Origin of the sequence: Acinetobacter sp. COS3, from assembly GCF_000475335.1 — a bacterium.
GTDB lineage: Bacteria > Pseudomonadota > Gammaproteobacteria > Pseudomonadales > Moraxellaceae > Acinetobacter > Acinetobacter venetianus.
The window spans coordinates 113,717-139,264 of sequence record NZ_AXCD01000034.1 but is presented as its reverse complement, the minus strand read 5'-3'; the positions used below and the strand labels follow the sequence as shown (position 1 = coordinate 139,264).

The 25,548-nt window shown below is 37.7% G+C and carries 24 protein-coding genes and 1 pseudogene; 16 read left to right on the top strand and 9 right to left on the bottom strand.

The window, feature by feature from the left end:
- The first annotated feature begins 38 nt into the window (after positions 1-38).
- A complete protein-coding gene (locus IO68_RS28980) occupies positions 39-2,489 on the top strand; it encodes a glycosyltransferase (protein WP_023013832.1) in 2,451 nt (816 codons plus the stop codon).
- Positions 2,482-2,877, top strand: coding sequence for an adenylyltransferase/cytidyltransferase family protein (locus tag IO68_RS28975; protein ID WP_023013831.1), 396 nt, complete (start codon positions 2,482-2,484; stop codon positions 2,875-2,877). The genes IO68_RS28980 and IO68_RS28975 overlap by 8 nt, the downstream gene beginning before the upstream one ends.
- Here IO68_RS28975 and IO68_RS28970 read toward each other — a convergent pair.
- The 3 genes and pseudogenes from IO68_RS28970 to IO68_RS28960 form a co-directional block, all read right to left on the bottom strand.
- Positions 2,867-4,030, bottom strand: coding sequence for a CDP-glycerol glycerophosphotransferase family protein (locus tag IO68_RS28970; RefSeq protein WP_023013830.1), 1,164 nt, complete (start codon positions 4,028-4,030; stop codon positions 2,867-2,869). The genes IO68_RS28975 and IO68_RS28970 overlap by 11 nt on opposite strands.
- Positions 4,027-5,124 (bottom strand): glycosyltransferase family 4 protein, encoded by a 1,098-nt coding sequence (locus IO68_RS28965; protein ID WP_227502894.1) that lies wholly within the window; start codon positions 5,122-5,124, stop codon positions 4,027-4,029. The genes IO68_RS28970 and IO68_RS28965 overlap by 4 nt, the downstream gene beginning before the upstream one ends.
- 186 nt (positions 5,125-5,310) lie before the next feature.
- Positions 5,311-6,429 (bottom strand): annotated as a pseudogene (locus tag IO68_RS28960) (IS3 family transposase).
- A 216-nt stretch (positions 6,430-6,645) separates the two neighbouring features.
- Here IO68_RS28960 and IO68_RS28950 point away from each other — a divergent pair.
- Positions 6,646-8,283, top strand: a complete 1,638-nt coding sequence (locus tag IO68_RS28950; RefSeq protein WP_023013827.1) for a PglL family O-oligosaccharyltransferase — start codon at positions 6,646-6,648, stop codon at positions 8,281-8,283.
- Between the two features lie 35 nt (positions 8,284-8,318).
- On the opposite strand, the gene bfr is transcribed toward IO68_RS28950, so the two are convergent.
- The 6 genes from bfr to gmk form a co-directional block, all read right to left on the bottom strand.
- A complete protein-coding gene (gene bfr, locus IO68_RS28945; RefSeq protein ID WP_004877797.1) occupies positions 8,319-8,783 on the bottom strand; it encodes a heteropolymeric bacterioferritin subunit Bfr in 465 nt (154 codons plus the stop codon).
- A 242-nt stretch (positions 8,784-9,025) separates the two neighbouring features.
- Positions 9,026-9,220, bottom strand: coding sequence for a bacterioferritin-associated ferredoxin (locus IO68_RS28940; RefSeq protein ID WP_023013826.1), 195 nt, complete (start codon positions 9,218-9,220; stop codon positions 9,026-9,028).
- Positions 9,221-9,440: 220 nt separating this feature from the next.
- Complete coding sequence (locus tag IO68_RS28935) at positions 9,441-9,821, bottom strand: RidA family protein (RefSeq protein WP_004641286.1); 381 nt, start codon at positions 9,819-9,821, stop codon at positions 9,441-9,443.
- Positions 9,822-9,984: 163 nt separating this feature from the next.
- The gene (locus tag IO68_RS28930) at positions 9,985-12,090 is read right to left on the bottom strand and encodes a RelA/SpoT family protein (RefSeq protein ID WP_023013825.1); all 2,106 of its coding nucleotides are present in this window, start codon (positions 12,088-12,090) and stop codon (positions 9,985-9,987) included.
- Between the two features lie 208 nt (positions 12,091-12,298).
- Positions 12,299-12,577 carry a DNA-directed RNA polymerase subunit omega gene (gene rpoZ / locus IO68_RS28925; RefSeq protein ID WP_004877793.1) on the bottom strand — a complete coding sequence of 93 codons (279 nt, stop codon included), beginning with the start codon at positions 12,575-12,577 and terminating at the stop codon, positions 12,299-12,301.
- 69 nt (positions 12,578-12,646) lie between these two features.
- Positions 12,647-13,270, bottom strand: a complete 624-nt coding sequence (gene gmk, locus IO68_RS28920) for a guanylate kinase (RefSeq protein ID WP_023013824.1) — start codon at positions 13,268-13,270, stop codon at positions 12,647-12,649.
- 102 nt (positions 13,271-13,372) lie between these two features.
- Between gmk and ispH the strand changes: the two genes are divergently transcribed.
- From ispH to truB, 13 genes are all read left to right on the top strand, one after another.
- Positions 13,373-14,323 carry a 4-hydroxy-3-methylbut-2-enyl diphosphate reductase gene (gene ispH, locus IO68_RS28915; protein WP_023013823.1) on the top strand — a complete coding sequence of 317 codons (951 nt, stop codon included), beginning with the start codon at positions 13,373-13,375 and terminating at the stop codon, positions 14,321-14,323.
- Positions 14,324-14,464: 141 nt separating this feature from the next.
- Positions 14,465-14,941, top strand: a complete 477-nt coding sequence (locus IO68_RS28910) for a GspH/FimT family pseudopilin (protein WP_023013822.1) — start codon at positions 14,465-14,467, stop codon at positions 14,939-14,941.
- Entirely contained in the window at positions 14,938-15,456 is a 519-nt protein-coding gene (gene pilV / locus IO68_RS28905) for a type IV pilus modification protein PilV (protein ID WP_023013821.1), read from the top strand. Before IO68_RS28910 ends, pilV begins: the two co-directional genes overlap by 4 nt.
- Before the next feature lies 1 nt (position 15,457).
- Complete coding sequence (locus tag IO68_RS28900; RefSeq protein WP_023013820.1) at positions 15,458-16,564, top strand: PilW family protein; 1,107 nt, start codon at positions 15,458-15,460, stop codon at positions 16,562-16,564.
- The gene (locus IO68_RS28895; protein WP_023013819.1) at positions 16,564-17,340 is read left to right on the top strand and encodes a PilX N-terminal domain-containing pilus assembly protein; all 777 of its coding nucleotides are present in this window, start codon (positions 16,564-16,566) and stop codon (positions 17,338-17,340) included. The genes IO68_RS28900 and IO68_RS28895 overlap by 1 nt, the downstream gene beginning before the upstream one ends.
- 18 nt (positions 17,341-17,358) lie before the next feature.
- Positions 17,359-21,006 carry a hypothetical protein gene (locus tag IO68_RS28890; RefSeq protein WP_023013818.1) on the top strand — a complete coding sequence of 1,216 codons (3,648 nt, stop codon included), beginning with the start codon at positions 17,359-17,361 and terminating at the stop codon, positions 21,004-21,006.
- 239 nt (positions 21,007-21,245) lie between these two features.
- Positions 21,246-21,650, top strand: a complete 405-nt coding sequence (locus IO68_RS34380) for a type IV pilin protein (protein WP_023013817.1) — start codon at positions 21,246-21,248, stop codon at positions 21,648-21,650.
- A complete protein-coding gene (locus IO68_RS28880) occupies positions 21,644-22,087 on the top strand; it encodes a type IV pilin protein (RefSeq protein ID WP_023013816.1) in 444 nt (147 codons plus the stop codon). The genes IO68_RS34380 and IO68_RS28880 overlap by 7 nt, the downstream gene beginning before the upstream one ends.
- Positions 22,088-22,331: 244 nt before the next feature.
- The gene (rpsP, locus tag IO68_RS28875; protein WP_004877778.1) at positions 22,332-22,589 is read left to right on the top strand and encodes a 30S ribosomal protein S16; all 258 of its coding nucleotides are present in this window, start codon (positions 22,332-22,334) and stop codon (positions 22,587-22,589) included.
- A gap of 16 nt (positions 22,590-22,605) precedes the next feature.
- Complete coding sequence (gene rimM / locus IO68_RS28870) at positions 22,606-23,154, top strand: ribosome maturation factor RimM (RefSeq protein ID WP_007480676.1); 549 nt, start codon at positions 22,606-22,608, stop codon at positions 23,152-23,154.
- A gap of 52 nt (positions 23,155-23,206) precedes the next feature.
- A complete protein-coding gene (trmD, locus tag IO68_RS28865; protein WP_023013815.1) occupies positions 23,207-23,947 on the top strand; it encodes a tRNA (guanosine(37)-N1)-methyltransferase TrmD in 741 nt (246 codons plus the stop codon).
- A gap of 196 nt (positions 23,948-24,143) precedes the next feature.
- On the top strand, positions 24,144-24,515 hold the full coding sequence (gene rplS / locus IO68_RS28860; RefSeq protein ID WP_004660214.1) for a 50S ribosomal protein L19: 372 nt from the start codon (positions 24,144-24,146) through the stop codon (positions 24,513-24,515).
- A gap of 136 nt (positions 24,516-24,651) precedes the next feature.
- Positions 24,652-25,545 (top strand): tRNA pseudouridine(55) synthase TruB, encoded by an 894-nt coding sequence (truB, locus tag IO68_RS28855; protein WP_023013814.1) that lies wholly within the window; start codon positions 24,652-24,654, stop codon positions 25,543-25,545.
- The last annotated feature ends 3 nt before the right edge of the window (positions 25,546-25,548 follow it).

The following is a 25,548-nucleotide window of genomic DNA, read 5'->3' as shown; positions in this document are numbered from 1 at the left end:
TTTTTATCCAAACTCTATGAATATAGTTTGAAAAGAGAATGAATATGTTCAAGTTTTTTAGTCGTATCTATAGGATTTTTAAATCTATATTAACTCGCCGTTTTATTTATGGTTATTTCTATAATCTGATGTGCGATATTTTTTCTGTAAAAGATAAGTATATATTTTTGGAGTCACACCATGGAAAAGACTTTGGTGGAAACCCTTTTTATATTGCTAAATATTTAGCCAATAATCCAAATTTTAAAGATTTTCACTTGGTCATGGTGGGGCCATTTCATCGAAAAAAATGGTTATTAAAGCAATTAAATACAAAAAAAATTACGATTATTAAGCCATATAGTTTTTCTTATGCATTCCATTTAGCTACATGTAAGTGGTTAATTAATGATACAAGTTTTCCATTATATTTTAATCGTCGATCTGAACAAAAATATTTAAATACTTGGCATGGTACACCACTAAAAGCATTAGGACGTGATGTAGCTAATGAGACTTTTTCGCATATTTCAAATATTCAGAGAAATTTTTTTCATAGTAATCATTTGCTTGCCCCAAATTCATATACAGAAAAGATTATCTTGGATTCTTATATGCTTCGTAATATTTGGGAAGGAGAGGTTATTCGAAGTGGGTATCCGAGAAATGATATACTGTTTGCATCACGTCATCAAACACTAAGTCAAAATCAAATTAATATTGCATTTATGCCAACATGGCGTGGGAATTTCGCAGATCAAAAAGAAGCATCACTTAAACTCATTGAAGAGCTAAAATTACTATTCACGTATCTTGATGCTCAACTCCCAGAACATATTACATTTTGGGTGCGTCTTCATCCTATGGTACAAGGATACATAGAATTATCTAGTTATAGTCGTATAAAGTGTTTTCCTGATACATGTGAAGCATATTCGCATTTAGCCGTTTGTCACGCATTAGTAACAGATTATTCTTCAGTGATGTTTGATTTTGCAACGACGTTGCGCCCTATTTACTTGTATACACCTGATGAAGAAGCTTACCGTTCTGATCGCAATATGTATATGAAGTTAGACGAGCTACCTTTTCAACGAGCAGAAAATCAACAGTCATTATTAAAGCTTTTAATAAATATTAATAGTATAGTTAATTTTTCATTAACTAAAAAATATTCAGATTTTGTTGATAAATTTTGTGCTTGGGATAAAGGGGATAATACACGTAGCTTATGTAATGTATTTTTTAATAAGGAGCATGAGGTAGATGTATACCAATGTAAAGGAGAAAAAAATAAAAAGAGAGTGTTTATCTATACTGGGGCACTTCAGAATAATGGGATTACTCGTTCATTTAAAACACTACTCTCAATGATTAATCTCGAAAGATATGACGTTACTATATTAGCTGATATTGGATATAATTTAGATCAATCGGATATTTATTTTAGATCTTTACCTAAAGATATTAAATATATTCCCTATAAGTCAAGTGTTTATATTGGTCCTATTCAAGCAGTAAAAGCAGCACTAGTGTATTTATTTAAAAAAGATTGGGGAAATGATTGTAAAATATTGAGTAAAGTTTGGAAAAATGAATACCGGAGGGTTGTGGGGGATGCTAAATTTGATGTTTTTATAAATTTTAATGGTTATTCATGGAAAGTTGCTCTTCTTTCGCTTGGGATAGATTATAAAAAAGTTATTTATGTTCATAGTGATATGTTGGGAGAAATAGCTTCGAATAAAATTGCAGATACAAGATTGTTAAAGTTATCCTATCAGTCAGCAGACACAGTTGCTGTAGTTAGAGAAGGGTTGGAGACCACATTTTGTGGGGCAATTTATGATTATAGTAGTAAAGTAGTTTATGTCCCTAATCCTCTTCTTCTTGATGTGAAGGAAAAAAGTTTGGCACTTATTGAAACTGCATTCCTTGAAGGTAACACTGCGCCGGATTATGCTAATGTTGAAAATGCTTTAGTAAGTAAGAAAAGTTTTAGATTTGTTAATGTTGGTCGATTTGCTCCAGAAAAAGGTCAGATAAGACTAATCAAAGCTTTTGAAAAAGTTTGGATAGATAATCAGGATATGCAACTGTTTTTAATAGGTGGTTATGGTCCTATTCTTAATCAAATTCGAGATGTTATAAAAAAATCTAGGGCACAAAATTCAATCTTTATTATTGTTGGGTCAGAGAACCCTTTTCCATTAATTCAACAAATGGATACTTTTGTGTTTTCTTCTTTTTATGAAGCTATTGGATTGGTACTATATGAAGCTATGCAATTAGAATTACCAATTATATCTACAGATATTCCAGGACCAAGTGAGTTGCTTCAAGAAGGATATGGGCTTGTTGTTGAAAATAGTACGGATGGTTTGGTTCACGGTATGCTGGCGGCTCTTGCGAACAAAATACCTCAAAAGCGATATGATTTTGTACAGCATAATATGTATGCATTAAATCAATTTTATAAGTGTATAGAGACAAGTAATATAAATGAATAACTTACGAGTAATAACCTTTGGTACTTTTGATGTTTTTCATGTGGGGCATTTACGTATTTTGCAGAGAGCAAAAGAACTAGGTAGCCATTTAATTGTAGGAGTATCAAGTGATCAGCTTAATTTTTCAAAAAAAGCTAGATTTCCTGTATATAGTCAAGATGAGCGCATTGAAATTATTAAGAATTTGCGCTGTGTAGATGAAATTTTTCTGGAAGAATCTTTGGAATTAAAAGCAGAATACATTCAGCAATACCATGCAGATATTTTGGTGATGGGAGATGATTGGGAGGGGAAATTTGATCATTTACAGCAGTTGTGTCGAATTATGTATCTACCCAGAACGCCAGCTATATCTACGACTGCAATTATTGAAAAAATTAGAGATTAAGTAGTTTTTGGATTTGTATATTTGCTCTTTCAACAACCTGACCATCTGCTAGGTCATCATAAAGAGCTTCTTTAATTTTTAGAGATGTTTCCGTATATTTTTCTATATATAGCTCTGGATTTAATAAGTATTTTTCTAAGCTAAGAAATAAATCATCTACAGAAGATACAATATGTCCAAATCTATAATTTTTATCTAGAGAAAATCCTTTTGAAAAGGGTGCTGGAACATCTAAAAAAATAGTAGGTCGATCTAACAATAAATAATCAAATGCAATAGAAGACCAGTCACAGACAAGAATATCACTGATTAGTAGAATAGATTCTGCATCTGGGAATTTGGCATATGAGCAATCAAATATAAACTCAGGATATTTTTGTTGTGCTATAGGTGTGTTTAGATGTTTCCTTAGTAGACAGATACTATTCGTATGCAGACAAAGTTGGTTTAGGCGTTGTAAAAAAATAGTTTCATCTTGTTGAAATGGGAAAATATTACGATGTTTGTCATCTTGTACCCATGTTGGTGCAAATAAAATAATTTTTCTATCTAAAAGATGAACCGGAATGCCTATTGACTTCTTTATTTCTAATGTATTTATATTTTTATGGACTAAAATGTCAGTTCTCGTATAACCTATTAGTTTAACTTTATTTATACTAAATCCAAATTTTTTCACATATATTTCTTTGAGCAATTTAGATGTAACCCAAACTTCATCATATTGATGTTGTACCTTGAAATCATTCTTATCAAACCCTTTAAATGGAATGCCATGCCAAACATCTATAAATTTAATATCAGTAAATTTTAGGAAGAAGATGAGGCTATGTAATCCATGATCACTGATGATGAGAGGAGATTGTGCTACAGTAAATATATCTTTAAGTTTCATTCCACTTAATACATTTATATTTTGTTTTTTTAACTCTTTATAATAGGTAGGGTCTATTGTTAAAAAATAGAAATTACAAACATCTTTGTTTTTGTTATCATATAAAGCTTTTAAATTTCCATTTAATTTATGCCCATATAAAACAATTGTATTGTTGTTTTTTTTAGAGATAAATTTATATATAATGCATAGTACAATGTTTATGCTAAATATAAATAATATAAACCAATGAATAGGGTCTTTTTTGTTAATTTTCATGTGTGATTATCTATGAAACTTGTAAGACTATTAAATTTCTCTGACAAATGATACCATGCAAATTGTTCAGCGGCATTGCTACATAGCATTTTATCTATTAATAACTCATCTTGTAAAAAGTCTAGAGTTGTTTGTGTTAAAGCTTGATAGTCCTGATTTTCAATTAAAAAGCCAGTTTTTCCATGTTGTACAGCATCAACAATACCTCCCGTTGCAAAAGTGATTGTAGGAGTGCCATGTGCTGCTGCTTCAATTGCAACCATACCAAAACCTTCAGGATCTTCATGAATATGCTTAACAGGGAAAATGTGTAGATCAGCTAAATAATAGAAACTAGACAAAAGCTCATCATTACTAATATTCCCAGTAAAGATGATATTATTTTCTATACCATGTTTTCTTGCTGTCGATAAAATTAATTCTTTGGATTGTAGATTTTTATTCAGGGAATGAAGGGGTGTATCTCCGATAATGACGAGTATTGTTTGAGGTAACTCTTTTACAACTTGTGAGAAGCTTAAATCAATAAATTCATTTAATCCTTTACGTTGTGTTAAACGACCTACAGAAATAAGAACTTTTTTATTGTGTAGCTGATATTTTTGTGTAAGTTGATTTATCAATGCTAAATTTATGGGCTTTGCAGGATAGCTCACTCCAGGATGAATGATATTAATTTTTTCTTTTTGAATCCCTTTTCTTAAACAAAGTTCATACGTAGGGGAGCTATTTGCAATGATTTTATTTGCATGTCGGATAAAAGGAACCCATATACTATTATAAATTTTATTATTTGTGCCTATATCTAAACCATGAAGATAAACCATACTTTTCTTTTTAAAGATTTTTGCCCAGAAAACAGTGATTGGTGCAGTTAAACCACTTCCTGCAAAAAGAATATCTGGACGTTGTATTATACAAACCCAAAAAGTTTTAATAAAGGCGAGTATAAGAAAAATAGGTAATGGATTTAGTTGAACACCATAGAAAACTACTTTAGATGGAGCACTAGATTGAGCTTGCTTATGGCTAATCAAAACGACTTTATGATCATTAGATAGCTCATCTGCAATATGCCAGTTTAAACGTTCCATGCCACCAACTAGTGGAGGGAGATTGCGGGTAACAATCAGTATTTTTTTAGACATAGTTTTAAGAGGTTATAAGCTCATTTAAATTGTATCTGATTTGTGTGTTTTTAAGTTAATTTTTTATTTAACTGGGGTATCTAGTGAGGTCATGGTATGGATTGCTCCCAATATCCTAGACACGAGACAACTTCATTTTGAAGCTGGCTCAAATGCTTCTGGGCTCATTCCGTCGAGATACGAATGGCGCCTAATCCGATTGTAAAACATCTCGATGTAATCAAATACATCTGCTCGTGCCATTTTTCGTGTTTTATAGATCCTATTTTTAATTCTTTCCTTCTGTAAGCTGCTAAAAATGATTCTGCAACAGCATTATCCCAACAGTTTCCTCGATGACTCATACTCGGAACCAAATTATGCTTCTGACAGAATTCCTGCCAGTCTTCACTGCTATATTGTGAGCCTTGATCTGAATGTATGATCACAGGGTCATTTGGCCTGCGTCGCCATACTGCCATAAGAAGAGCATCCAAAACGATATCCTTCGCAACAGTCGGTTTCATTGACTAACCGATTACTTTTCTTGAATATAAATCAAGAACTACAGCCAGATACAACCAACCTTGCCAGGTGCGGATGTAGGTAATATCAGTCACCCAAGAGGTATCAGGCATGTTTACAACAAACTCTCGATTTAAGTGATTTGGTGGAACAATTTGAGGACGACCACAGCCATAACTCTTATGCTTTTTATATCCTCGAACAGCGGCAATGCTATTGTTCTTCATGATCTTCAACACACGATTAGACCCATAGCTTTCCCCCAGCTCTTTAATATCCAGAGTAATGCGGCGCTAGCATCGTAAGAAGTACGGATGAGCTGTAATAACCGCTTATCTTCAATAGTCCTGCCTGATTCCAGTTCATGCAACTAGGCGTAATAGCCAGCACGAGCGATCTTAAAAACCTGACACATCGTTTTAATTTTAAATTGATGGCTGTATTCAAGGATAAACTGATACTTTACTCGGGCAGGCTTGCAAAGTACCTTGCGGCCTTTTTTAGAATATCCCGTTCCTCTTCAGTTTGTTTGAGCTGACTTTTAAGGCGAAGGATTTCTTTCTTTGCCTCTAGCAGTTCATGTTCATCGGGATTATTGCGTAAAGGCTGTACGGCCTTTAGCCATTTATAAATGCTGTGTTGTGATACCCCTAAACGCTCTGCTACATCACTGACAGAATATCCACGTTCGGTAATCAATTTAACAGCTTCATCTTTAAATTCTGTGGTATATCGTTTCCCACTCATAATGAAATCTCCTAAGCAAAAAGAATAGACCAAATTTGTCTAGGAGAGTGGTGGCAGTCCAAGAATAGACGAAATTTATCACGTATCTTGTGATGTAAATTGAAATGAAAGAAGGCTTCTATTTTTAGAGGTTCAATGTTATTTATTTGACTTACTCTAAGTTACAGAAAGCACTTTACTGTATGATGGTGCTAAGTGCTTTTTATATGATTTCCTATGCAAATCCTCTGTCTTATTGTCGCCAGTATCTTATTTGCTTTCGCTTGGCTCTCGCCATTTCATACTTATCCTTGGGTGATGTTCTCGAGTGAGTTGGCAAGTTTTGGTGCTGGTTTGGCACTGATTGCTATTTTTTTTAATAAAAATATAAAAATTGCTCGTCCTCAAATTTTGATGCTGTTTTTTACTTTAATTCCTCTAATTCAATATGGTTTTGGGTTAATCACTGATTTTAGTGTTGCATTCTTAAGCTTTTCATATCTCATTATGTTTTGGCTGATGATTGTTATTGGATATAACTTATCTTTGCAATCAGAACAGCGTGAAAGAATCATGCTAGGCATAAGTGGCTTATTGCTGATAGTAGGTTTACTTAGTAGTTGTTCTGCTATCTTACAATGGTTGAACTTTGAGTCAACCCTCTATGGTGTCATGCAGTTAAGAGGCAATAGACCCTATGCCAATTTTGGACAACCTAATAATTTAGCGACCTTTTTAATTATGGGGGTAATGGGGGCATTATATCTTTATGAAAAGAATAAAGCTTCATTATTATTGTTGATTCCTTCTAGTTTATTGATGCTATTAGCTATTTGTTTAACTCAGTCACGTACTTCGTGGCTTGTATTGATTTTTGTCTTTTTTTATTGGATTTTTAAACAATATAAAAATAATCCAAGATTGAATTTTCCTAAGCTTGTATTGTGGTGTGCAGCTTTTGTACTGATCTCGAGCTATTTACTGCCATTATTGACGCAATGGATGATGTTCGAGCAGGTCAATACTGGTATTAAGCACACTGCTTCAGTCATTGAGCGTGCTAGTCGAGGACATGAGCGTATAGGAATGTGGGAGCAAATTCTACATGCAATCAGCTTGCAGCCATGGGGAGGGTATGGTTGGAACCAAACAAGTATAGCGGTAGTCGAAAGTATTCAATTTAATACAGTGTCTATGTGGTTTAACAGTGCACATAATATTTTTTTGGATCTGCTGGTTTGGAATGGGGTGCCGCTTGGTCTTTTGATTATTACATATATGGCATTGTGGTTGTTTTGGTTGAGTAAAAATGCGAAAGATATGACGTCTATCATTGTATTACTCATGGTAAGTGCAATCTTAATTCATGCCCTACTCGAATTTCCTCAGCGTTATGCTTATTTTTTATTACCTTTAGGTTTTTTATTAGGTTTGGTGCAAGCCCAAACACCAAACCTAAAAAGTATCATGCTCAATAAAAATGTGACCCGTTGTATTGCGGTGATAGCACTGGTTGTTTTTCTTTTGATTTGGAGAGACTACAAGCTTTTCCAAGACAACAGTCGACTGGTCTTTAAAGGTAAGCAGCCAACAGAAGAAATTTTGGGTAGTTCAAAAATCTTGATTCTGACGCAGTTTCAAAAGCGATTAGATTGGATTGCTTTAAATCCTAAAACTAAAATGTCGGAACATGACTTGAGTCTACTGGGTGAAATGGTAAAAAATAAAGCGACTCCATACAACCTGAAGAAGTATGCTCAACTCCTTGCATATAATCAGAAAGCTGAAGAGGCTGAGCGATATTTATTGGTCTTACAGCGGTTATATAAGCAGAAAATTAGTTTAGCGGAAATTGTTGAATTAAATAGTCGCTAGAAATAAAAAAGCCCTTTCAAAAAAGGGCTTTTTTATTAAATTTGGCTTTGGATGTAGTTTTCAATACCAACATTCTCAATAAGATCTAATTGAGTGTCTAACCAGTCCCAGTATTCTTCTTCTTTCTCTAGAATTTCTTGAACTAAATCACGAGTTACATAGTCTTGTTGTGTTTCTGATAGTTCAACAGCTTGCTTTAATGCCTCGATATTCTCTTTTACTTTGCGAATATCACAATTTAAAACTTCTTCAGTGTGTTGTCCGATATAGAGCTTACCTAAATGCTGTAGGTTTGGTAGTCCTTCTAAAAAGAGAATACGTTCAATAATTTTATCCGCGTGTTTCATTTGGCGAATAGACTCTTTGTATTCCGCAGAACCTAATTGTTCAATTCCCCAGTCATTAAACATGCGTGAGTGTAAGAAGTATTGGTTAATTGCAGTTAAATGGTGATAAAGCACCTGATTCAGTTGATTAATAACTTCACGATTGCCTTTCATTACACTTACTCCATATCCACCAAATGATGCCTTATTGACTAAGACAATTTATATTATCTTAATCAACATATTATAATCTTGCGAGTAATTTATAGAACGGCAAATGAAAATCACAATCAGAAAGATGAAGACTGGACACTAATTGATGGAATAGTTTCAATGATCATAAAAAAACCGCTTCACTGTAGAACCTAAGATCTATTGAAAGCGGTGGAGTCGCAACAGTGTAGAGAAATATTCGGTTAAGCTGCGATTGATATGCGAGCAGCAATTTCAGCTAATTCATCGCTAATAATTGCGCGTGCTTCTGGAGCACAACGACCACAGCATGTTCCTAAGTCGAGTAAGTCGCGAATTTCACGATAGCTCTCAGCGCCATTTGCAATAGCGTCTTTGATATCTTGATCTGTAATTCCACGGCATAAACACACGTACATGGGAGTGATCTACAAATATAAATGCGATAATTGATATTATTGATAATTATTATCGTTTGTCAATGAATTTCATTCCAATAGCTGACTTATTCTTATTGAGAATTTGGATAAAAAAATACCTCTTGAGTGGAAATCCGAGTTATCGTTGGATTTTTGTTCAGGAGGTACTGGTATTTTATAAATGGGTTTTGAATTTATATATTTGGTTTTAAATGATAAATTATGGAATGATAACGATACCATCCATTTCTACCAAAGCGCCTTTAGGCAAGCTTGCAACACCAAGAGCAGCTCGAGCAGGGTAAGGTTGCGCAAAGTATTCGCCCATAATTTGGTTAACAAGCTGGAAATGAGATAAGTCTGTAAGAAAAATATTGAGCTTAGCAATGTCCGCTAGACTGCCACCTGCGGCAGTACATACAGCTTTGAGGTTATCAAATACACGACGAATCTGTGCTTCAATCCCATCAACAAGTTCCATACTATAAGGATCTAAGCCGATTTGGCCAGAAAGGTAGAGCGTGTTGCCAACTAAAATTGCTTGTGAATAAGTTCCAATAGCAGCAGGGGCGTGTTCAGTATGAATGACTTGACGTGACATTAAGCTCTCCTATGTCCTTTTTATCTCGAAACAAAGAGACTTTAACACAAAAGTGTTATCACGGAACTGTTGAATACTGTTTAGTCGCTCTTGATTTAAGTTAATTTTAAAAATTATACATTTGATATAAAAGTGATAAATCTCTAAACAATAGGCAGTGTTATCAGGCTTTGGCGACATCTGCTTGCACAATTGGCATATTGAGACGTTCGATTCGCGGAAAACCAAAATGCATACGTAAATCACGAATTATTTGAGCGATTTGATTTCGATTGCTCACAACAATATTGACATAGGTTTTTTGATCTTGGGATTCGACCATTTCGACACCAGTCTTTGCTTTACGGCACTGGTAAATTAAATCTGATATTTGTTCATCATTCATTGCCATATGAATGCATAGATATGCACTGAAACGTACATCATCGACTTCTTCTGCTTGCCAGTGCAGTGGCATTATATTTTCAGGATGAAGATGTTGTTCATGCAATAAGTTGCGGCAACGTGAGCGATGTACAATTAATCCACGACGAGAAAGATGCCCTTGGATTGGATCACCTAAGACTGGATTGCAACAATGTGCATATTTTACATCAACACCATCTGTACCTAAAATTAAACGCTCAGATGTCTCGTGATGATTTGAATGATAATCTTGTGCAAACAGATGGTTAGCAACGAGTTGAGGTAATAAATCACCTACTGCAATTTGCTCGAATAAGGTATCTTTACTACTTAAATGACGCCATTCGAGGACATTGATCCAGTCTGCTGGAGAGAGATCATTAATGGAACGATTAAATAATTTTAATGCTCGATTCAATGCCTGTTGTCCAACCAAACGCTGCTCTTCAATATCCTGATCTCGCAACATATTTTGTAACGCGCGTCGTGCTTTTTGCGTATTGATAAAGCTCAGCCAATCTGGGTTTGGTGTGGCGAGAACATCAGTAATAATCTCAACCACTTGTCCGCTATGTAGTGGTGTTGAAAGTGGACGAATCTCACCATCAATTTTTGCACCGACAGCATGATTACCTAGAAATAGGCTTGCTGAATATGCGAAATCGACAACGGTTGCACCTTGAGGTAGCTCATGAAGTTGCCCATGTGGTGTATAAACCCAAATCTTCTCTTGATGTAAATAATCTAATAGATCGCTAAAGGTGGTTTTTGCACAATCACTATCAATTAAAGTGTTTAAATTCTGCATTGAGGCTTGAATCGCTGATCGACAAGCTTGAGGCGCATTTTCACCAAGTACCACGCCAAAACGGGCCGCTTTACGCATCAGCTCTGTTTGAATGGTGAGGGAAAGCGTGGTTTTCTCACCTTTTAATTTGATCATTAATGATTGATTGCCACCTGGTAGGGGGCGACGAATATAATCTTTATATTGTAATACTTGAAAATTAGCTTTAAGTGCTTCAACTAAACGGTCACAGTCAGCAATGCTTTGCAGAATAATTTCGAAAGCATGGCTATGGCTGAGTTCGTTTAAATCAATTTCATTTTTTACAAAGTGGCGTAGTAATTCAATATTGTTATTTTTCTTTTTAATGCGGCCTTTAATGTCGTAAGTATCGAGTAAGCCTGAGAGTTTCTGCTCCCAAACAGCTTGGTACTCACAGCGTTTAGGTTTAGTTTCTAACAATGCTGACTGAACATCATTAAACATATCTAAATCAAGATTCTGATAGCAAAGATGTTCTAAATTGTCGGCCATCTCATTCATACCAACGAGACGAGCCATTGGCACAAAAATATCAAAGGTTTCTTGGGCGATACGTGCACGCTTATCTGGACGCAATGCATCAAGCGTCGTCATATTGTGATAGCGGTCTGCTAATTTAATAATAATGACACGCGGATCTTGTAGGGTCGCTTGCAGAATTTTTCGAAAAGATGCCGCTTTGTTATATTCCTTATCACTTGAATGGCTAAGTTTAGTTACACCATCAACAAGTTCGGCAACAACAATTCCAAATTTTTCACCGATTTCATCTTTGGTAAATTCGGTATCTTCGATCACATCATGTAATAAAGCAGCCATAAGTGTGTCAGCATCGAGACGCATATGGGCCAAGATACAACTGACGGCAATAGGATGTAATACATAGGGTTCACCGCTCTTACGGGTAATGCCACTATGTGCCAGATCAGCGAAATCGCAGGCAGCAAGCACTTGTTGAACGTCACTATCTTTTAGATAGGCATCAACGATAACTTTAAGTTGTTGCTTGGCTTGGCTGACCTCTTCGCCTGGCATAAAAACACCTTTTATAACATGAATTCAGTAATGGGTAGCTTAACTTCTAATGAAAAGCATATTGATAAACTTGTCAATTTGTTCGTTATGAAAAATCGTAAATTTTTTCAATGAAGTATATTGTTTTTACCAATATAAGCCCGAATTTTTCAATAAACAAAAAAGCCCAGTGTCTTCACAATGGGCTTCTAAGTAAAGGTTGTTTTACTTAAAAAGTAAAGCCTTCTAAATTTAGAGAGTTTGTAGACAATACCATATCAAGATTTGAAGTTTGGTAGTCTTGATCACGTTGTTTCAAAATATCTTTAGTAACATGACCTACTGCGATTTCACGTAATGCAACTACGGTTGGCTTGTCATTATCCCACTCAACAGTTGGTTCCATACCTTGACGTGCTAGTTGACGTGCACGTTTACTCGCTACCAGTACTAACTCGAAGCGGTTATCTACATGGTCTAAACAATCTTCAACGGTTACACGTGCCATAAGTTGTCTCGTTTGAACATCACATTTGAAAGACTAAATAGTATAAAAGGCTTTTATCCAAGACTCAAGTTATTCGCGATTGAGGGTAATTAAGTTTTCGATCAGCTGTTGATGACGAGTGCTTTGTTGCAAGGTAACTAGACGGCTTGCAGTGATGATTGCTTCTAGATCATGTACCGCTTTGTTGAAATCATCATTGATGATGACATAATCAAAATTGGAAAAATGACGCATATCTTCCACTGCACAACTAAGGCGATGTTCAATCACATCCACTGAATCTGTGCCACGATTAGACAAACGTTGTCTTAAGTCATATTGTGTTGGTGGAAGGATAAAAATTTGTTTTGATTCAGGAAAAAGTCTGCGAACCTGTTCTGCACCTTGCCAATCAATCTCTAATAAAACGTCATGACCTTGTTGCAGCTGTTCTTTAACTTTAGCTTGTGATGTACCGTAGTAATTTCCAAATACTTCTGCGTATTCGATAAAACCACCTTGTTCAACTTGAGCTAAAAATGTTTCTTTGTTGGTAAAATGATAATGAACACCATCGAGTTCACCAGGACGTTGATCGCGTGTTGTATGTGAGACAGAAACGTGTAAATTGCTGACTCGATCGAGTAGGGCTTTAACCAAAGATGTTTTGCCTGTTCCTGAGGCAGCAGAAACGACAAACAATAGACCCGACATGATATTTTTCCTGATATGATAAAATATCTTGGCTATTGTAGTGTAGCGCACCATTAAACGAAATAGTTTGGTGTAAATATTCAGATCATGAGAGAGAATGTTATGGAAATCGTGTTGGCCAATCCAAGAGGTTTTTGTGCTGGTGTTGACCGTGCTATAGCGATCGTCAATCGGGCATTGGAATGTTTTAATCCACCGATTTATGTTCGGCATGAGGTGGTTCATAATAAGTTTGTAGTTGATGACTTACGTCAGCGTGGCGCAGTTTTCGTTGATGAATTAGATCAAGTACCAGATGACTCTATTGTGATTTTTAGCGCACATGGTGTTTCTAAAGCGGTACAGCAAGAAGCAGAGCATCGTGGTTTAAAGGTTTTTGATGCAACATGCCCACTTGTGACGAAAGTACATATTGAGGTGACTAAATATGCACGTGAAGGGACTGAAGCGATTTTGATTGGGCATGAAGGTCATCCAGAAGTAGAAGGTACGATGGGGCAGTATGATAAGTCTCAAGGTGGTCAGATTTATTTGGTTGAAGATGAGCAAGATGTTGATAATCTAATGATTAAGCATCCTGAAAAGGTGGCTTTTGTTACCCAAACAACGCTTTCAATCGATGATACTGCAAAAGTTATTGATGCGTTAAGAGCTAAATTTCCCAAGATTCAAGGGCCACGCAAAGATGATATTTGCTATGCGACTCAAAATCGTCAAGATGCCGTGCGTGATTTGGCTGAACAATGTGATGTAGTGCTTGTCGTTGGCTCACCAAACTCATCTAATTCAAATCGTTTACGCGAACTGGCTGAGCGTATGGGGAAGTCTGCATATTTAGTAGATAATGCTGATCAGCTTGAAAAAGTGTGGTTTCAGCAGGATAGTAAGATTGGTGTGACCGCTGGGGCATCAGCGCCTGAAATACTAATTAAACAAGTAATTCAGCGGTTACAAGACTGGGGGGCAACTCCACCAAAAGAGTTACAAGGTACAGAAGAAAATATTACTTTTAGTCTACCAAAAGAGTTGCGTATACAGGTGATACAAGCCTAATTTTTAAAGAAAAATGTGAACTTAAAACGGATGGATTGCACTCCATCCGTTTTTTTATGTTACTTATCTACTTTGTATTGGTTATGTAGTAGATAAGTTTAATATTTAGAGTAAGGACTTCTAAATAAATGGTGCAAAGCAATGCGAGTAGGTCAAGGATTTACGTTAATTGAGTTGATTGTGACCATTGCTGTTTTTGCAATTATTGCAGTAATAGCTGCGCCATCGATGGGTAAAATTTTACTAAAACAAAATCTTAATAAAAGTACTCGAGAGTTAGTTACTGTATTGAATCAAGGCCGTGCAAAGGCAGCTTTAGAGCGTAAGAAAATTACGATTAAGTTAAACACAACAAATATAGCAGATACAGATGTCAGTATTAATGATACGACGAGCACCAATTTTACGACATTAAATTGGATGCCAAGTGGAAAGACTGTACTTAAAGCAGGATCGCCGACAAGTATTACTTTTCTTCCAACGGGCTTAGTTGACGGTTGGGCATCAACAAATAGTTCATTCACCGTGTGTGAACAAAATTCTGGCTCATTATCTAAAACTGTAAGTATTTCTAAAATGGGGACAATTCAACACGTTGTTGAAGGTACATGCTCATGAATAATAGATCAAATCAAAAAGGTGTGGGCTTAATTGAAGTATTAGTTGCTTTGGTTATTTTAGCTATTGGAGTCCTCGGATTCGTTGCTTTGCAATATAGAGCAGTTGAAGCAACTTCGGAAGCAATTAATCGGGTACAGGCGATGAATATTGCACGTGATTTGGCTGAGCGAATCCGTGTTAATCGGGATGGTCTTACTACTTATAAAAGCGAAATTAATACTGCCGCAAATCAAGAAACTTATGCAACGAATTGTATAACAGCTACATGTGGTGCCACTGCACTTGCTGATTTTGATGTTTCACAAGTCTCCAATAAAGCATCAAGTTTAGGGATGACAATTAATATGCTCCCTTGTTCCGGTAATAGTGACGGTCGTAATTGTATTTATGTGGCTTGGGGGGATACCAGTGCGACAAATAGTGCTGCAAGTGACCCTGCTGGTTCGGGAGATTGTACCTATGGAACAGCCTATAACCCAGCTTCGACCTGTGTGATTATGGAGACCTACTAAAATGAATAATAAACAATCAGGTTTCACGTTAATTGAGTTAATGATTTCTCTTACATTAGGGTTAATAATCACTGCTGCTGCAATCTTATTGTTTATAACTGGGCAGCGTAGTGCAGCCATGCAACAGGGTGTTGCTGAGTTACAAGACAATGCAAATTTTGGATTGAATTACATCACCAAAGACATTCGGATGAGTAATCTAAATACAAAAAAAGCGGAAATTAATGATGAAACACTGTATGGAGGTATTGTACTCACTTCAGGTGATTCGGCTGATGTGGTAACTGATAGTACAACTTCACCAGTGACCAAAAAACCAAATATTCCAGTAGAGATTTCACTTGCACCAGAATTATTGTCACAAAGTGATGATCGTTTAATCGCCGTCGGAACAGGGAATCAATGGACTGGCATTTCAAATGTTGAAGATACTTCTGGAACGGAACTACGTAGTGATCAGCTTGTGGTTCAATATTTACCACAATATACAATTAATGGTACCAATTATGATGGCGGGTTTGATTGTGAAGGTAATTCCATTCTTTTTCCTAAAACAGAAAATCTTCGTATTTATGTTCAACGTTATTATTTAAAAACAGATACTAATGCAGGTACGAACGAAGAGTCTCCGTTAGCTTTAGCATGTGATGCGGGTTATTATGCGATCGGTGATTTTCATTCAGCTGATACTTCCGTAACTCCTCCAATAGCGGCAACGATTCCAGCGACAGCTCCAACAGCAATTACAAATTTTGGTGATGCTGGTGAAATTATTGTTAAACGAGTTGATCAATTTAGAGTGCTGTTAGGTGTGCAGAGTGATGTAGCAGCGGCAGCGAGTACGCCTGCTAGTACGACATATCAATATCTCTCTATTAAAGACTACATGGCGCTAACTGCACCACGCCCTCGGATTTTATCTATTCAATTAGGGATGTTAGTACGTTCTACTCAGTCTGTTGGAAATGAGTCGGCTGTTAAGGCAGATCAGGAATTTACGGTTTTAGATCAAATTGTAAAAGTGAAGGCATCAACAGACCCTAAATATATTCGTCAGGTTGTTTCTCAGACTGTCGCTTTGAGAAATGCACTTGGGGAGCGTGAATAATGAAAAGAACACAACGTGGTGCGACATTAATAGTTGTATTAATCCTTTTGCTTATCATGACCGTTGTGGGGACTTTAGCAATACGGGGCAGCCTAACGACATTAAATATTGCGACAAATAGTCAAGCACAACAATTGATGTTGCAAAACTCCGACTCAGCGATTTTCCACAGTGAAGACCCGAATAGAATTATTTGGAATACATCGTTGAGTGGTTTATTTGGCTGGATTAATCTTGATGTAAATAAAGGCAAGGAACTGGTGTTTTGCTATCGAGGAACAGAAGCTTCATTTTTTGATTCCTCTAAAGCCAGTGCGATACAGTGGGTGTCAGGCAATGCACCTGATAATACAGAGAAAGGTTTAGATGGTTTTTGTCAGCTTGACGATACCGAGAATTTTTTTACTAGTGCTCGTAAAGCTGTAATGACGCAGGTAATGGTCAAAACCGATATTAGTGCTGATACTTTAGCTGGCATCGAAAATCCATTTGAGCATATGCAAAAAGGCACGGATGTCGACAAAGCTAAAGTAATGCAGTCAAGTAAAATCATAGTGATGACTACATCTATCGTACCTGCCATGAGTTCAGCATCTGATGCGGATATCAATGCGTGTTTTAAAACGCACATGAATATCGTAGTTATTCCAAATGGTGTAACTCCAGATACGGGCAAAGATAAAAGTGTAGCGCAGTGTTTACAAACATTGGGTGTACCTGTCACCACACAAGTGACGGAATATACTTTGATTCAACCACCTGTGCGTACAACTTAATATTGAGGGGAATGGAAAATGAAAACAACAACACAAGTCGTGGCATTTAAACTCTCAGTATTAACCACGTTAATGCTGTGCATCTCTGCCAATAATAATGCTAGTGATATTGAGATTTATAAGGCGCCAGCGGCGGCTGATGGTAAAGCACGAATTATGCTCAATCTAGATAATTCTACATTTATGGCAAACTATTCTAGTGGTGCACAGTCTCCAGGTTCAATTTATGAGGACTTTGGTGCAGATATGGGTTGTCCAAGTAATGAGAAATTCTTAACTGAAACAGAGGTTTATACATCTCCAGTTTATTCGTCTGTTTCAGGGCTAGGTTCAGCACGTAGTTATACTTTTACAGCAAATTATTGTCCTGTGACTGTAGATGCTATGAATAGAAATGGAGCTAAGCTCAATCGGGATGCCATACGAAGATCATGTATACCTGATAACTCTTTGCTACCAACACAATATAAATGTTATGACCGTTTTACCATGTTAAAGCGTGCTGTATTCAATGTAGTCAATAGCCCAGAACTTGGTTCAGGCATTACATTGGGGTTAAGCTATTTTCCCAAACATACTGATGATGGAAGTGCCAATGTAAAACGTCCAATTCCGTTAGCATGGTATAAAACGGATGCAAGTGGTGCAATCGTGATTTGTGATACTTCTGACCTGACAGATTGTACCAATGGTCGAGATGAATTGAGTAATATTGTACGAACTTTACGTATTTCATTGACTAATGAAGGTGAAAAAATCGTTCCTATTTCACAAGGGTTTGGTGAAGCTGCTGTGGGGCTATTAAAGGATGCCGCTGGGAATGATTTAGTTGGTGCAGTGAGTTGTTCTGGTTATGGTATCTTTAATCTTACCGCAGGCTCACCTGTTGCTGACAATATGGATGTGGCTAGGGCATCGTTTAATAGTGTATTGCGGAATGAGCGTGATGCACAAATTTTAGGTGTTACTGGGCAGTGTGTAGGAAATGGTTCTGGGAACTCTGCAGGTAGTGGTGTTGCTTGGCAATGTGCTGCAGTGGCAGCAGAGCGGTTAGCGGCAGGCAAGACAAGAATTAATCAAAAAGTAAAATCTGTTGTGGTCAGCTTTGGTACAGGATTTAAATTAGGACTGCCCGATCTTAGGAACTATATTGCTGATCCGCAGACAACAGAACAGGAGATTCGATCTGATCTTATCGCAGCGGCGGGTGGTACAAATAAGTTTACAGGGATTTATAAAGATAAAGATCGTGCTGCGTTTTCAGGTTTAGTGGGAGGGGCGGGGTATTATTCAGCTGATGACACGCAAGCAGTGACTAATCGTATTGTTGAGTTTGGAAAATCGATACCTGAAGTGGATATTCCTTATATCATCACTGGTGCACCCACCATTCCACAGGATCCCCTAGACCCTGTAATTGTACAAAGTGACGCATATTATTCTCAATTCAAGCCAACCCCAATGATAGATGATACCGCTGGTAGTCGTTTATGGGTGGGGAATATGAAAAAGTATCATGTGACCAATTTAGGTCGTTTAGTGGGTAAAGATGATGCTGATGTCATTAATAGTGTCGGTGAGTTGATTGGAGGCACAAAAGATTTTTGGTCTCCCCTTGTTAGTGATACTGATAGCATTAAAAATGCAGATGAAACGGTATGGGGCAGTGAACTCTATGCACGCATGGGGGGGGTGAAATCGCAATTACCGTTAACAGAAATCGTTGCTGATGCACAGATTGCTGTACGAAAGCTATTAACCAACCGTACAGTGGATACGGATGGTGTTGCAAGTGAGTCTACATCAGATACACTAACACGTATTGATTTAAATTATGCTGATAATGACCCTAAACGCTCAGATATTATGAAGCTACTTGAGTTGCGTCAAATTGGAGCTGTGATGCATTCATCACCTTTGTTATTGTCCAATAAAGGAACGCTAAGTTATGATGATGAAATTGAGAGAATAGTTTCTAGTAATCGTGAGGACTATGTGTTGTTTGGTACAACACAAGGTGTATTACATGTAGTGAAGGTGCCAGACTATTCGGAAACAATTGTTGATGGTGAAACAACTAATAATGGTGGTGGTAAAGAAGTTTTTGCGTTTGTTCCTCATGAAATGATTGAAAATCAATCACCCGCTTTTCAGCTTCCTGATGCTTCAACAGGCGGTAAAGCGAATTTGTACTATGGTATCGATGCACCATGGACAGCCTATACAGAATATGTACCGACCTCAACTAAAGATGAAATGACGGTGGGTACAGGTAAGACCGTGCAAGTTAATGGTTCAGATGTAAGTTTGCAAGGCAAACAATTCGTTTATGGTGGTTTGCGCATGGGTGGGCGTAGCTATTATGCGCTTGACCTGAAAAATATGAATGACCCTAAGCTTAAATTTCATATCAATCCAACAGGTACAGGCTCTTCATCAGACCCAGTGGGATATATGGGCGAGAGTTGGTCCAAACCTCGTATTTCATGGGTCAAATGGGGCGGTACACGTAAGCTAGTGATGTTTGTTGGTGGTGGCTACGATCGCACAGGGGGGGTAGATGGCAAAGGATACGAGAATAAAGACTATAACCAAACCAATAAAAAAGGTGCGGGTGTCTATATGTTTGATGCGCTGACGGGGGATTTACTGTGGTGGGCAAGTGATAATGCCTCAGCAACTACTGCTGCAACGACAACGAGTGGTGTGATTGCACTGAAAGATGCCAACATGAAATATAGTGTGGTCAATGAAATCAAAACTGTGGATCGTAATAACGATGGTTTGGTTGATCATTTATATTTTGGAGACTTGGCAGGTCAAGTGTTTCGTATAGATATCAATAATAATGCGACAACGATAGGAGCTTTTGCACAGCGTTCAACACGGTTGCTCAATATGCATACCGATGATGGGTCTAGCCCTCGCTTTTATGCAGCACCATCATTTGCGATTTATAAAGATGAGGGATCTAGTGATTTATTTGCTGGTATTTCAATCGGTAGTGGTGATCTGAGTAGTCCACTCGTTGAATATTCAGTAGGTTCAAGCCGTAATTTTGATGCTTTATATACGATTTATGATAAGGATGTAGCTCGTCCAGATTTATATGTAACAGCTGGAGCGATGAATACACAAAATACGACAGTGAATACGACTACAATCAATGATGTATCTAAATTAAATGAAATTACCAGCGCAAATCGCTTTAATCAAACAGCAGCATCGGATACGTCAAGCGATCCGCTTACACCAATTGCTCCATATGCAAGTACAGCTGGTTGGTATTTTAAATTTAAGGGCAGTAACAATAAGCCACAGCAAGAGAAGGTGTTTTATTCACCAACTGCCATTGGTTATGACTTATATATCAGTAGCTATGACTCTAGTCGTTTAGGTTTAACTGGTCAGTGTGGTGGTGGGGTACAAGGTGTGAGTAAAGTACGCCTGTTCTGTATGCCATTTGGTCAATGTTCAAGTAATCGACAATATTCAAATGAAACTAATGCAAGTGATGAACACGGACCAGGAATTCAAAATCATGCGATTGCAGGGACAGGGAATGGTACGAGTCGTTTAATTGGTGGTTCATTATTGAGTAATAATTTATCTGATCAATATGGTTCACCAGTGAAATTAATTCCTCGTCGTTGGTATGAAAGATAAGTGGGAATGTTATGAAGAAAATATCAAACATAGCCTTTCATCTTGTGACTAGATCAAGAGAGAGAAGTACTGCTTCGCAACGGGGGGGGCGAGTTCACTTCGAGCATAGCTCGCTGTCTTACGCCCGTACAAAGTTTCACTTTGTAAATTTTGCCAATCGAAGCATTGCCTCTCGTCTTGCGGCAGGGGCGAGTATTACTCGTCTTAATCCTGCTTCAGGTTTTACTTTGATTGAGTTAATGGTAGTGCTTATAATTATTGCAATTATTGCAGCAATTGCTATCCCAAGCTATCAGGCTTATGCACGACGTGCCAAAGCCTCTCAAGCTCAGCAAAGTATTCAACAAGTGTCTGTTTTATTGGAGCGACACAAGGCTCGAAACTTTAGTTTTAAAGGATTTGATTTAAGTACACAAGGCGTTACGGTACCCTTAACTTATAGCTTTGATTTAAAAGATGGTGCAGATACAACAAAGGCTTTAACGGCTGCGTCAGCTTCGGGGCGTTCTTGGGCGATCAAAGCAACAACTACGGATGCTCAAAACTATAATTTTCTGATGACAAGTACAGGCATACGCTGTAAGAATAAAACAGTCGCAAATGTCTCTTATACTGGTTGTGGTACAGGGAGTGAGCCATGGTAAAATTCAATAAAGGATTTACTTTGATTGAGTTTATGATTGTCGTGGCAATTATTGGTATTTTAGCCACCATTGCTTATCCTTCTTATCAGAATCATGTTCGTAAAACGAAACGTGTGGAAATGCAAAGTACTTTGATAGATATTGCCGCAAAAATACAGCGTTATAAGATTGCGAATTTCAAGGTGACAGGAGCAACTAAAGCTGAATTGGGTATCGATACAAGTTACCCTTTACAAGGGCAGCAGCTTTATGATGTGGCATTAACACCTTTAACAAGTAGTGCTCTATCCGCTGAATCGTGGACATTGACAGCCACACCGAAAGCAGGATCAATGCAGGCTGGAAATGGTGCGATTACCATGAACTATAAAAATGAAAAGTGTTGGTATAAGAATGTAGATGCGCCAACGACCAGTGATACTTGTACAAAATGGTAAATTTTTTGGGAAGATTTAGAGCATTCTAAATCTTCCGATATCTTTTAATCACTTCATAATCAAATCAGTAGAAACCTTCACCTAGCTTAAAAGCTAAATCACGAATTCAAAACTGTGGGTAAAACTAAATTATTCTTCCTTTCAGAATAAAATTAACGTAAAATATCGCCCTCTATTAAAGGGGTTTGAAGTGCTGTCGGTGGTCGACGCAGGGATAATCCGTAAAAACTATAAGGTTGTTCTCATGGTTGTTATTCGTTTAGCGCGCGGTGGTGCAAAAAAACGTCCATTCTATCAAATCGTTGTAACTGATAGCCGTAACGCACGTGACGGTCGTTTCATCGAACGTATTGGTTTCTTTAACCCAACTGCACAAGGTAAAGCTGAAAAAATCCGTTTAGACGCTGACCGCTTTGCACACTGGGTTTCTCAAGGTGCTCAACCTTCAGAACGTGTTGCTTCTTTAGCTGCTCAAGCTAAAAAAGCTGCAGCTACTGCATAATTGTAGTAGATAGCCCATGACACCAGCACAGAATGTTCCCGAAGATCGTATTCAGATTGGACAGTTACGTTCAGCTTATGGATTGAATGGGTGGCTCTGGGTTTACTCAAACACTGAACCTATGAGTAATATGTTTGACTACCTTCCTTGGTACATCGAGACCAAGGCTGGTTGGCAAACCATTGATGTAAAACGTTGGAAACCACATGGCAAAGGCTTAGTTGTTGCATTAAAAGGTGTGAGTGATCGCACTGGTGCAGAAAGCTTAGTCGGTGCAAATATCTGGATTGCTAAATCGCAGCTTCCAAAAGCAGATGTAGATGAGTATTACTGGTCTGATCTTAAAGGTCTAACTGTGTTAGGTTTGAGTGAAGATGAGCAAGAAGTCAATCTTGGTCAAATCTACGAGCTTTTTGAAACAGGTGCCAATGATGTCATGGTTGTTAAAGCAACTGCAGATAGCATTGATGCCGAAGAGCGAATGATTCCTTGGCATAAAGATGTGGTGCAACGCGTTGATCTTGAAGCTGGTCGTATTTACGTCAATTGGGGCGTAGACTACTAATCCTTAGAATAAGGAACAGTGGCGCAGCAGGAAAATAAAGAAGGAGTCTGCGGTGTTTTTTGCAGTCATCACATTGTTTCCTGAAATGTTTGAAGCGATTACAGCGTACGGGATTAGCGGACGCGCAACAAAAAGGGATATTGTGCAAGTCACTTGCATTAACCCACGAGATTTTGCTGAGGGCAACTACAAACGAGTGGATGAGCGTCCATTTGGTGGTGGTCCTGGTATGGTAATGATGGCTGAGCCGTTAGCAAAAGCAATTACACATGCCAAACAACTTGCAGTACAAGCAGGATGTGCCAATGTTCCTGTGGTGTATATGTCACCGCAAGGACAGACCTTAAATGAACAGGCAGTACAGCAATTCGTTGAATATGATGGTTTGATTGTATTGTGTGGTCGCTATGAAGGGGTCGATGAGCGTTTAATCCAGCATTATGTTGATCAAGAATGGTCAATTGGGGATTATGTGCTTTCAGGTGGTGAACTGCCAGCAATGGTATTGCTCGATAGTGTCATTCGTCGTTTGCCGAATGTCATGTCTGATGAGCAATCAGCAATACAAGATTCTTTTGTGGATGGTCTGTTGGACTGCCCACAGTATACCAAGCCTGATCATTTTGAAGGGCTAGATGTGCCTGAGGTACTCAAATCAGGACATCATGCCAACATTGAGAAATGGCGTTTTTTGCAGCGTTATCAACGAACTTTAGATCGTCGACCAGAATTGGTAGAAAAAGTAGAGTTGACCAAGCAGCAAATTAAATGGTTAAAAAATTCCAAAGGTTAAACTGGTATCAGTTTGTCTTTGCACCCAACGAGAAGCATTGCTTCGAGTTATGACTTAAACCTAGTTTAAGTTAAATAATAGGCTCTTTAAGACATTCTGTTTTAAAGGGAAAGTTAAACGAGCGATATGCGCTTTAGCCTCTATCCTCAGCGGTGTAAGAGACCTCTTCTCTCCCGCACATATTGGAGATTCCACAATGAGTGGTAAACATCCTTTAGTTCAAGCTGTTGAAAATGCACAGTTAAAAACTGATATCCCTGCTTTTGCTCCTGGTGACACAGTAATTGTCCAAGTTAAAGTAAAAGAGGGTGACCGTGAGCGTCTTCAAGCATTTGAAGGTGTTGTAATCGCGAAGAAAAACCGTGGTTTAAACTCTGCTTTCACAGTTCGTAAAATCTCTAGCGGTGTTGGTGTTGAGCGTGTTTTCCAAACTCACTCTCCAATCGTTGCTAAAATCGAAGTGAAACGTCGTGGTGACGTTCGTCGTGCTAAACTTTACTACCTACGCGAGTTGTCTGGTAAAGCTGCACGTATTCGTGAAAAGTTACCAGCTCGTAAACAAGGTTAATTTTAACTTTGTTGTAAAGCAAAAAAATGCGCCAATTGGCGCATTTTTTTATGCTAGTGAGATTTTTAAAAGCTATCTTTTTATAATCTCAGTCCTGATTTTGATAAAATGCATGTTTATGCTTTGACTTTTTATTATGAAAAAAAGTTCGTATCGCCATTTAAGTGGTGTTTTCTTATTAAATAAACCTTTGGGTTTAAGTTCTAATTCTGCATTACAAAAAGTACGCCGTCTATTTAATGCACAGAAAGCAGGTCATACAGGTGCGCTTGATCCATTGGCAACAGGACTATTGCCAATTTGTTTAGGCGAGGCGACAAAATTTTCTCATTATCTATTGGATTCAACTAAGCGTTATCAAACTACGGTCAAGCTTGGACAAACCACTTCAACAGGCGATGTTGAGGGCGATGTATTACAAGAACGTGTTGTGCCTGCTTTAAATCAAGAGAAGATAGAAGCCGTGCTTGAGCAATTCCGTGGAGATATTCAGCAAGTTCCACCGATGTATTCAGCTTTAAAGCGTGATGGGCGTCCTTTATACGAGCTGGCGCGTAAAGGGATTGAAATTGAGCGTGAGGCTCGTCCAGTCACGATCTATGAATTGAAGCTAATTGAGTTTAGTGAGGATAGTCTAACCTTAGATGTCACTTGTTCAAAAGGAACTTATATTCGAGTTTTGGGCGAGGATATTGGCGAAGCTTTAGGATGTGGAGGGCATTTAACAAAGTTACATCGTACCCAAACAGGTCATTTTGAGATTGATCCGAGCTATACGATTGAATACTTAGAAAGTCTGTCTCAAGAACAACGCGATGCATTATTATTACCTGTCTTTTCTCCTGTTGCACATTTTCCTAGAGTTCAACTTCCTGAAGGGCGTGAGAAATATTTCGGTAATGGTCAAGAAAGTAACATCGATCATGAGGCCGTCGCTGAAGTTTTAGTTTTTGATGGTGAACGTTGCCTTGGTTTAGCTGAGATTACAGATAAAAAGCGCTTAGTGCCAAAACGTTTATTGAATTTATAAGGT

Excerpts from the sequence above, each read along its gene's own strand:
- IO68_RS28965 (WP_227502894.1), bottom strand. The coding sequence starts at position 5,124 with ATGGAACGTTTAAACTGGCATATTGCAGATGAGCTATCTAATGATCAT.
- IO68_RS28950 (WP_023013827.1), top strand. The coding sequence starts at position 6,646 with ATGCAAATCCTCTGTCTTATTGTCGCCAGTATCTTATTTGCTTTCGCT.
- bfr (WP_004877797.1), bottom strand. The coding sequence starts at position 8,783 with ATGAAAGGCAATCGTGAAGTTATTAATCAACTGAATCAGGTGCTTTAT.
- IO68_RS34380 (WP_023013817.1), top strand. The coding sequence starts at position 21,246 with ATGGTAGTGCTTATAATTATTGCAATTATTGCAGCAATTGCTATCCCA.
- IO68_RS28910 (WP_023013822.1), top strand. The coding sequence starts at position 14,465 with ATGCGAGTAGGTCAAGGATTTACGTTAATTGAGTTGATTGTGACCATT.
- pilV (WP_023013821.1), top strand. The coding sequence starts at position 14,938 with ATGAATAATAGATCAAATCAAAAAGGTGTGGGCTTAATTGAAGTATTA.
- ispH (WP_023013823.1), top strand. The coding sequence starts at position 13,373 with ATGGAAATCGTGTTGGCCAATCCAAGAGGTTTTTGTGCTGGTGTTGAC.
- IO68_RS28970 (WP_023013830.1), bottom strand. The coding sequence starts at position 4,030 with ATGAAAATTAACAAAAAAGACCCTATTCATTGGTTTATATTATTTATA.
- IO68_RS28880 (WP_023013816.1), top strand. The coding sequence starts at position 21,644 with ATGGTAAAATTCAATAAAGGATTTACTTTGATTGAGTTTATGATTGTC.
- IO68_RS28975 (WP_023013831.1), top strand. The coding sequence starts at position 2,482 with ATGAATAACTTACGAGTAATAACCTTTGGTACTTTTGATGTTTTTCAT.
- IO68_RS28935 (WP_004641286.1), bottom strand. The coding sequence starts at position 9,821 with ATGTCACGTCAAGTCATTCATACTGAACACGCCCCTGCTGCTATTGGA.
- IO68_RS28980 (WP_023013832.1), top strand. The coding sequence starts at position 39 with ATGAATATGTTCAAGTTTTTTAGTCGTATCTATAGGATTTTTAAATCT.
- rpsP (WP_004877778.1), top strand. The coding sequence starts at position 22,332 with ATGGTTGTTATTCGTTTAGCGCGCGGTGGTGCAAAAAAACGTCCATTC.
- rpoZ (WP_004877793.1), bottom strand. The coding sequence starts at position 12,577 with ATGGCACGTGTAACCGTTGAAGATTGTTTAGACCATGTAGATAACCGC.
- truB (WP_023013814.1), top strand. The coding sequence starts at position 24,652 with ATGAAAAAAAGTTCGTATCGCCATTTAAGTGGTGTTTTCTTATTAAAT.
- IO68_RS28895 (WP_023013819.1), top strand. The coding sequence starts at position 16,564 with ATGAAAAGAACACAACGTGGTGCGACATTAATAGTTGTATTAATCCTT.
- IO68_RS28940 (WP_023013826.1), bottom strand. The coding sequence starts at position 9,220 with ATGTACGTGTGTTTATGCCGTGGAATTACAGATCAAGATATCAAAGAC.
- rplS (WP_004660214.1), top strand. The coding sequence starts at position 24,144 with ATGAGTGGTAAACATCCTTTAGTTCAAGCTGTTGAAAATGCACAGTTA.
- IO68_RS28930 (WP_023013825.1), bottom strand. The coding sequence starts at position 12,090 with ATGCCAGGCGAAGAGGTCAGCCAAGCCAAGCAACAACTTAAAGTTATC.
- rimM (WP_007480676.1), top strand. The coding sequence starts at position 22,606 with ATGACACCAGCACAGAATGTTCCCGAAGATCGTATTCAGATTGGACAG.
- gmk (WP_023013824.1), bottom strand. The coding sequence starts at position 13,270 with ATGTCGGGTCTATTGTTTGTCGTTTCTGCTGCCTCAGGAACAGGCAAA.
- IO68_RS28900 (WP_023013820.1), top strand. The coding sequence starts at position 15,458 with ATGAATAATAAACAATCAGGTTTCACGTTAATTGAGTTAATGATTTCT.
- IO68_RS28890 (WP_023013818.1), top strand. The coding sequence starts at position 17,359 with ATGAAAACAACAACACAAGTCGTGGCATTTAAACTCTCAGTATTAACC.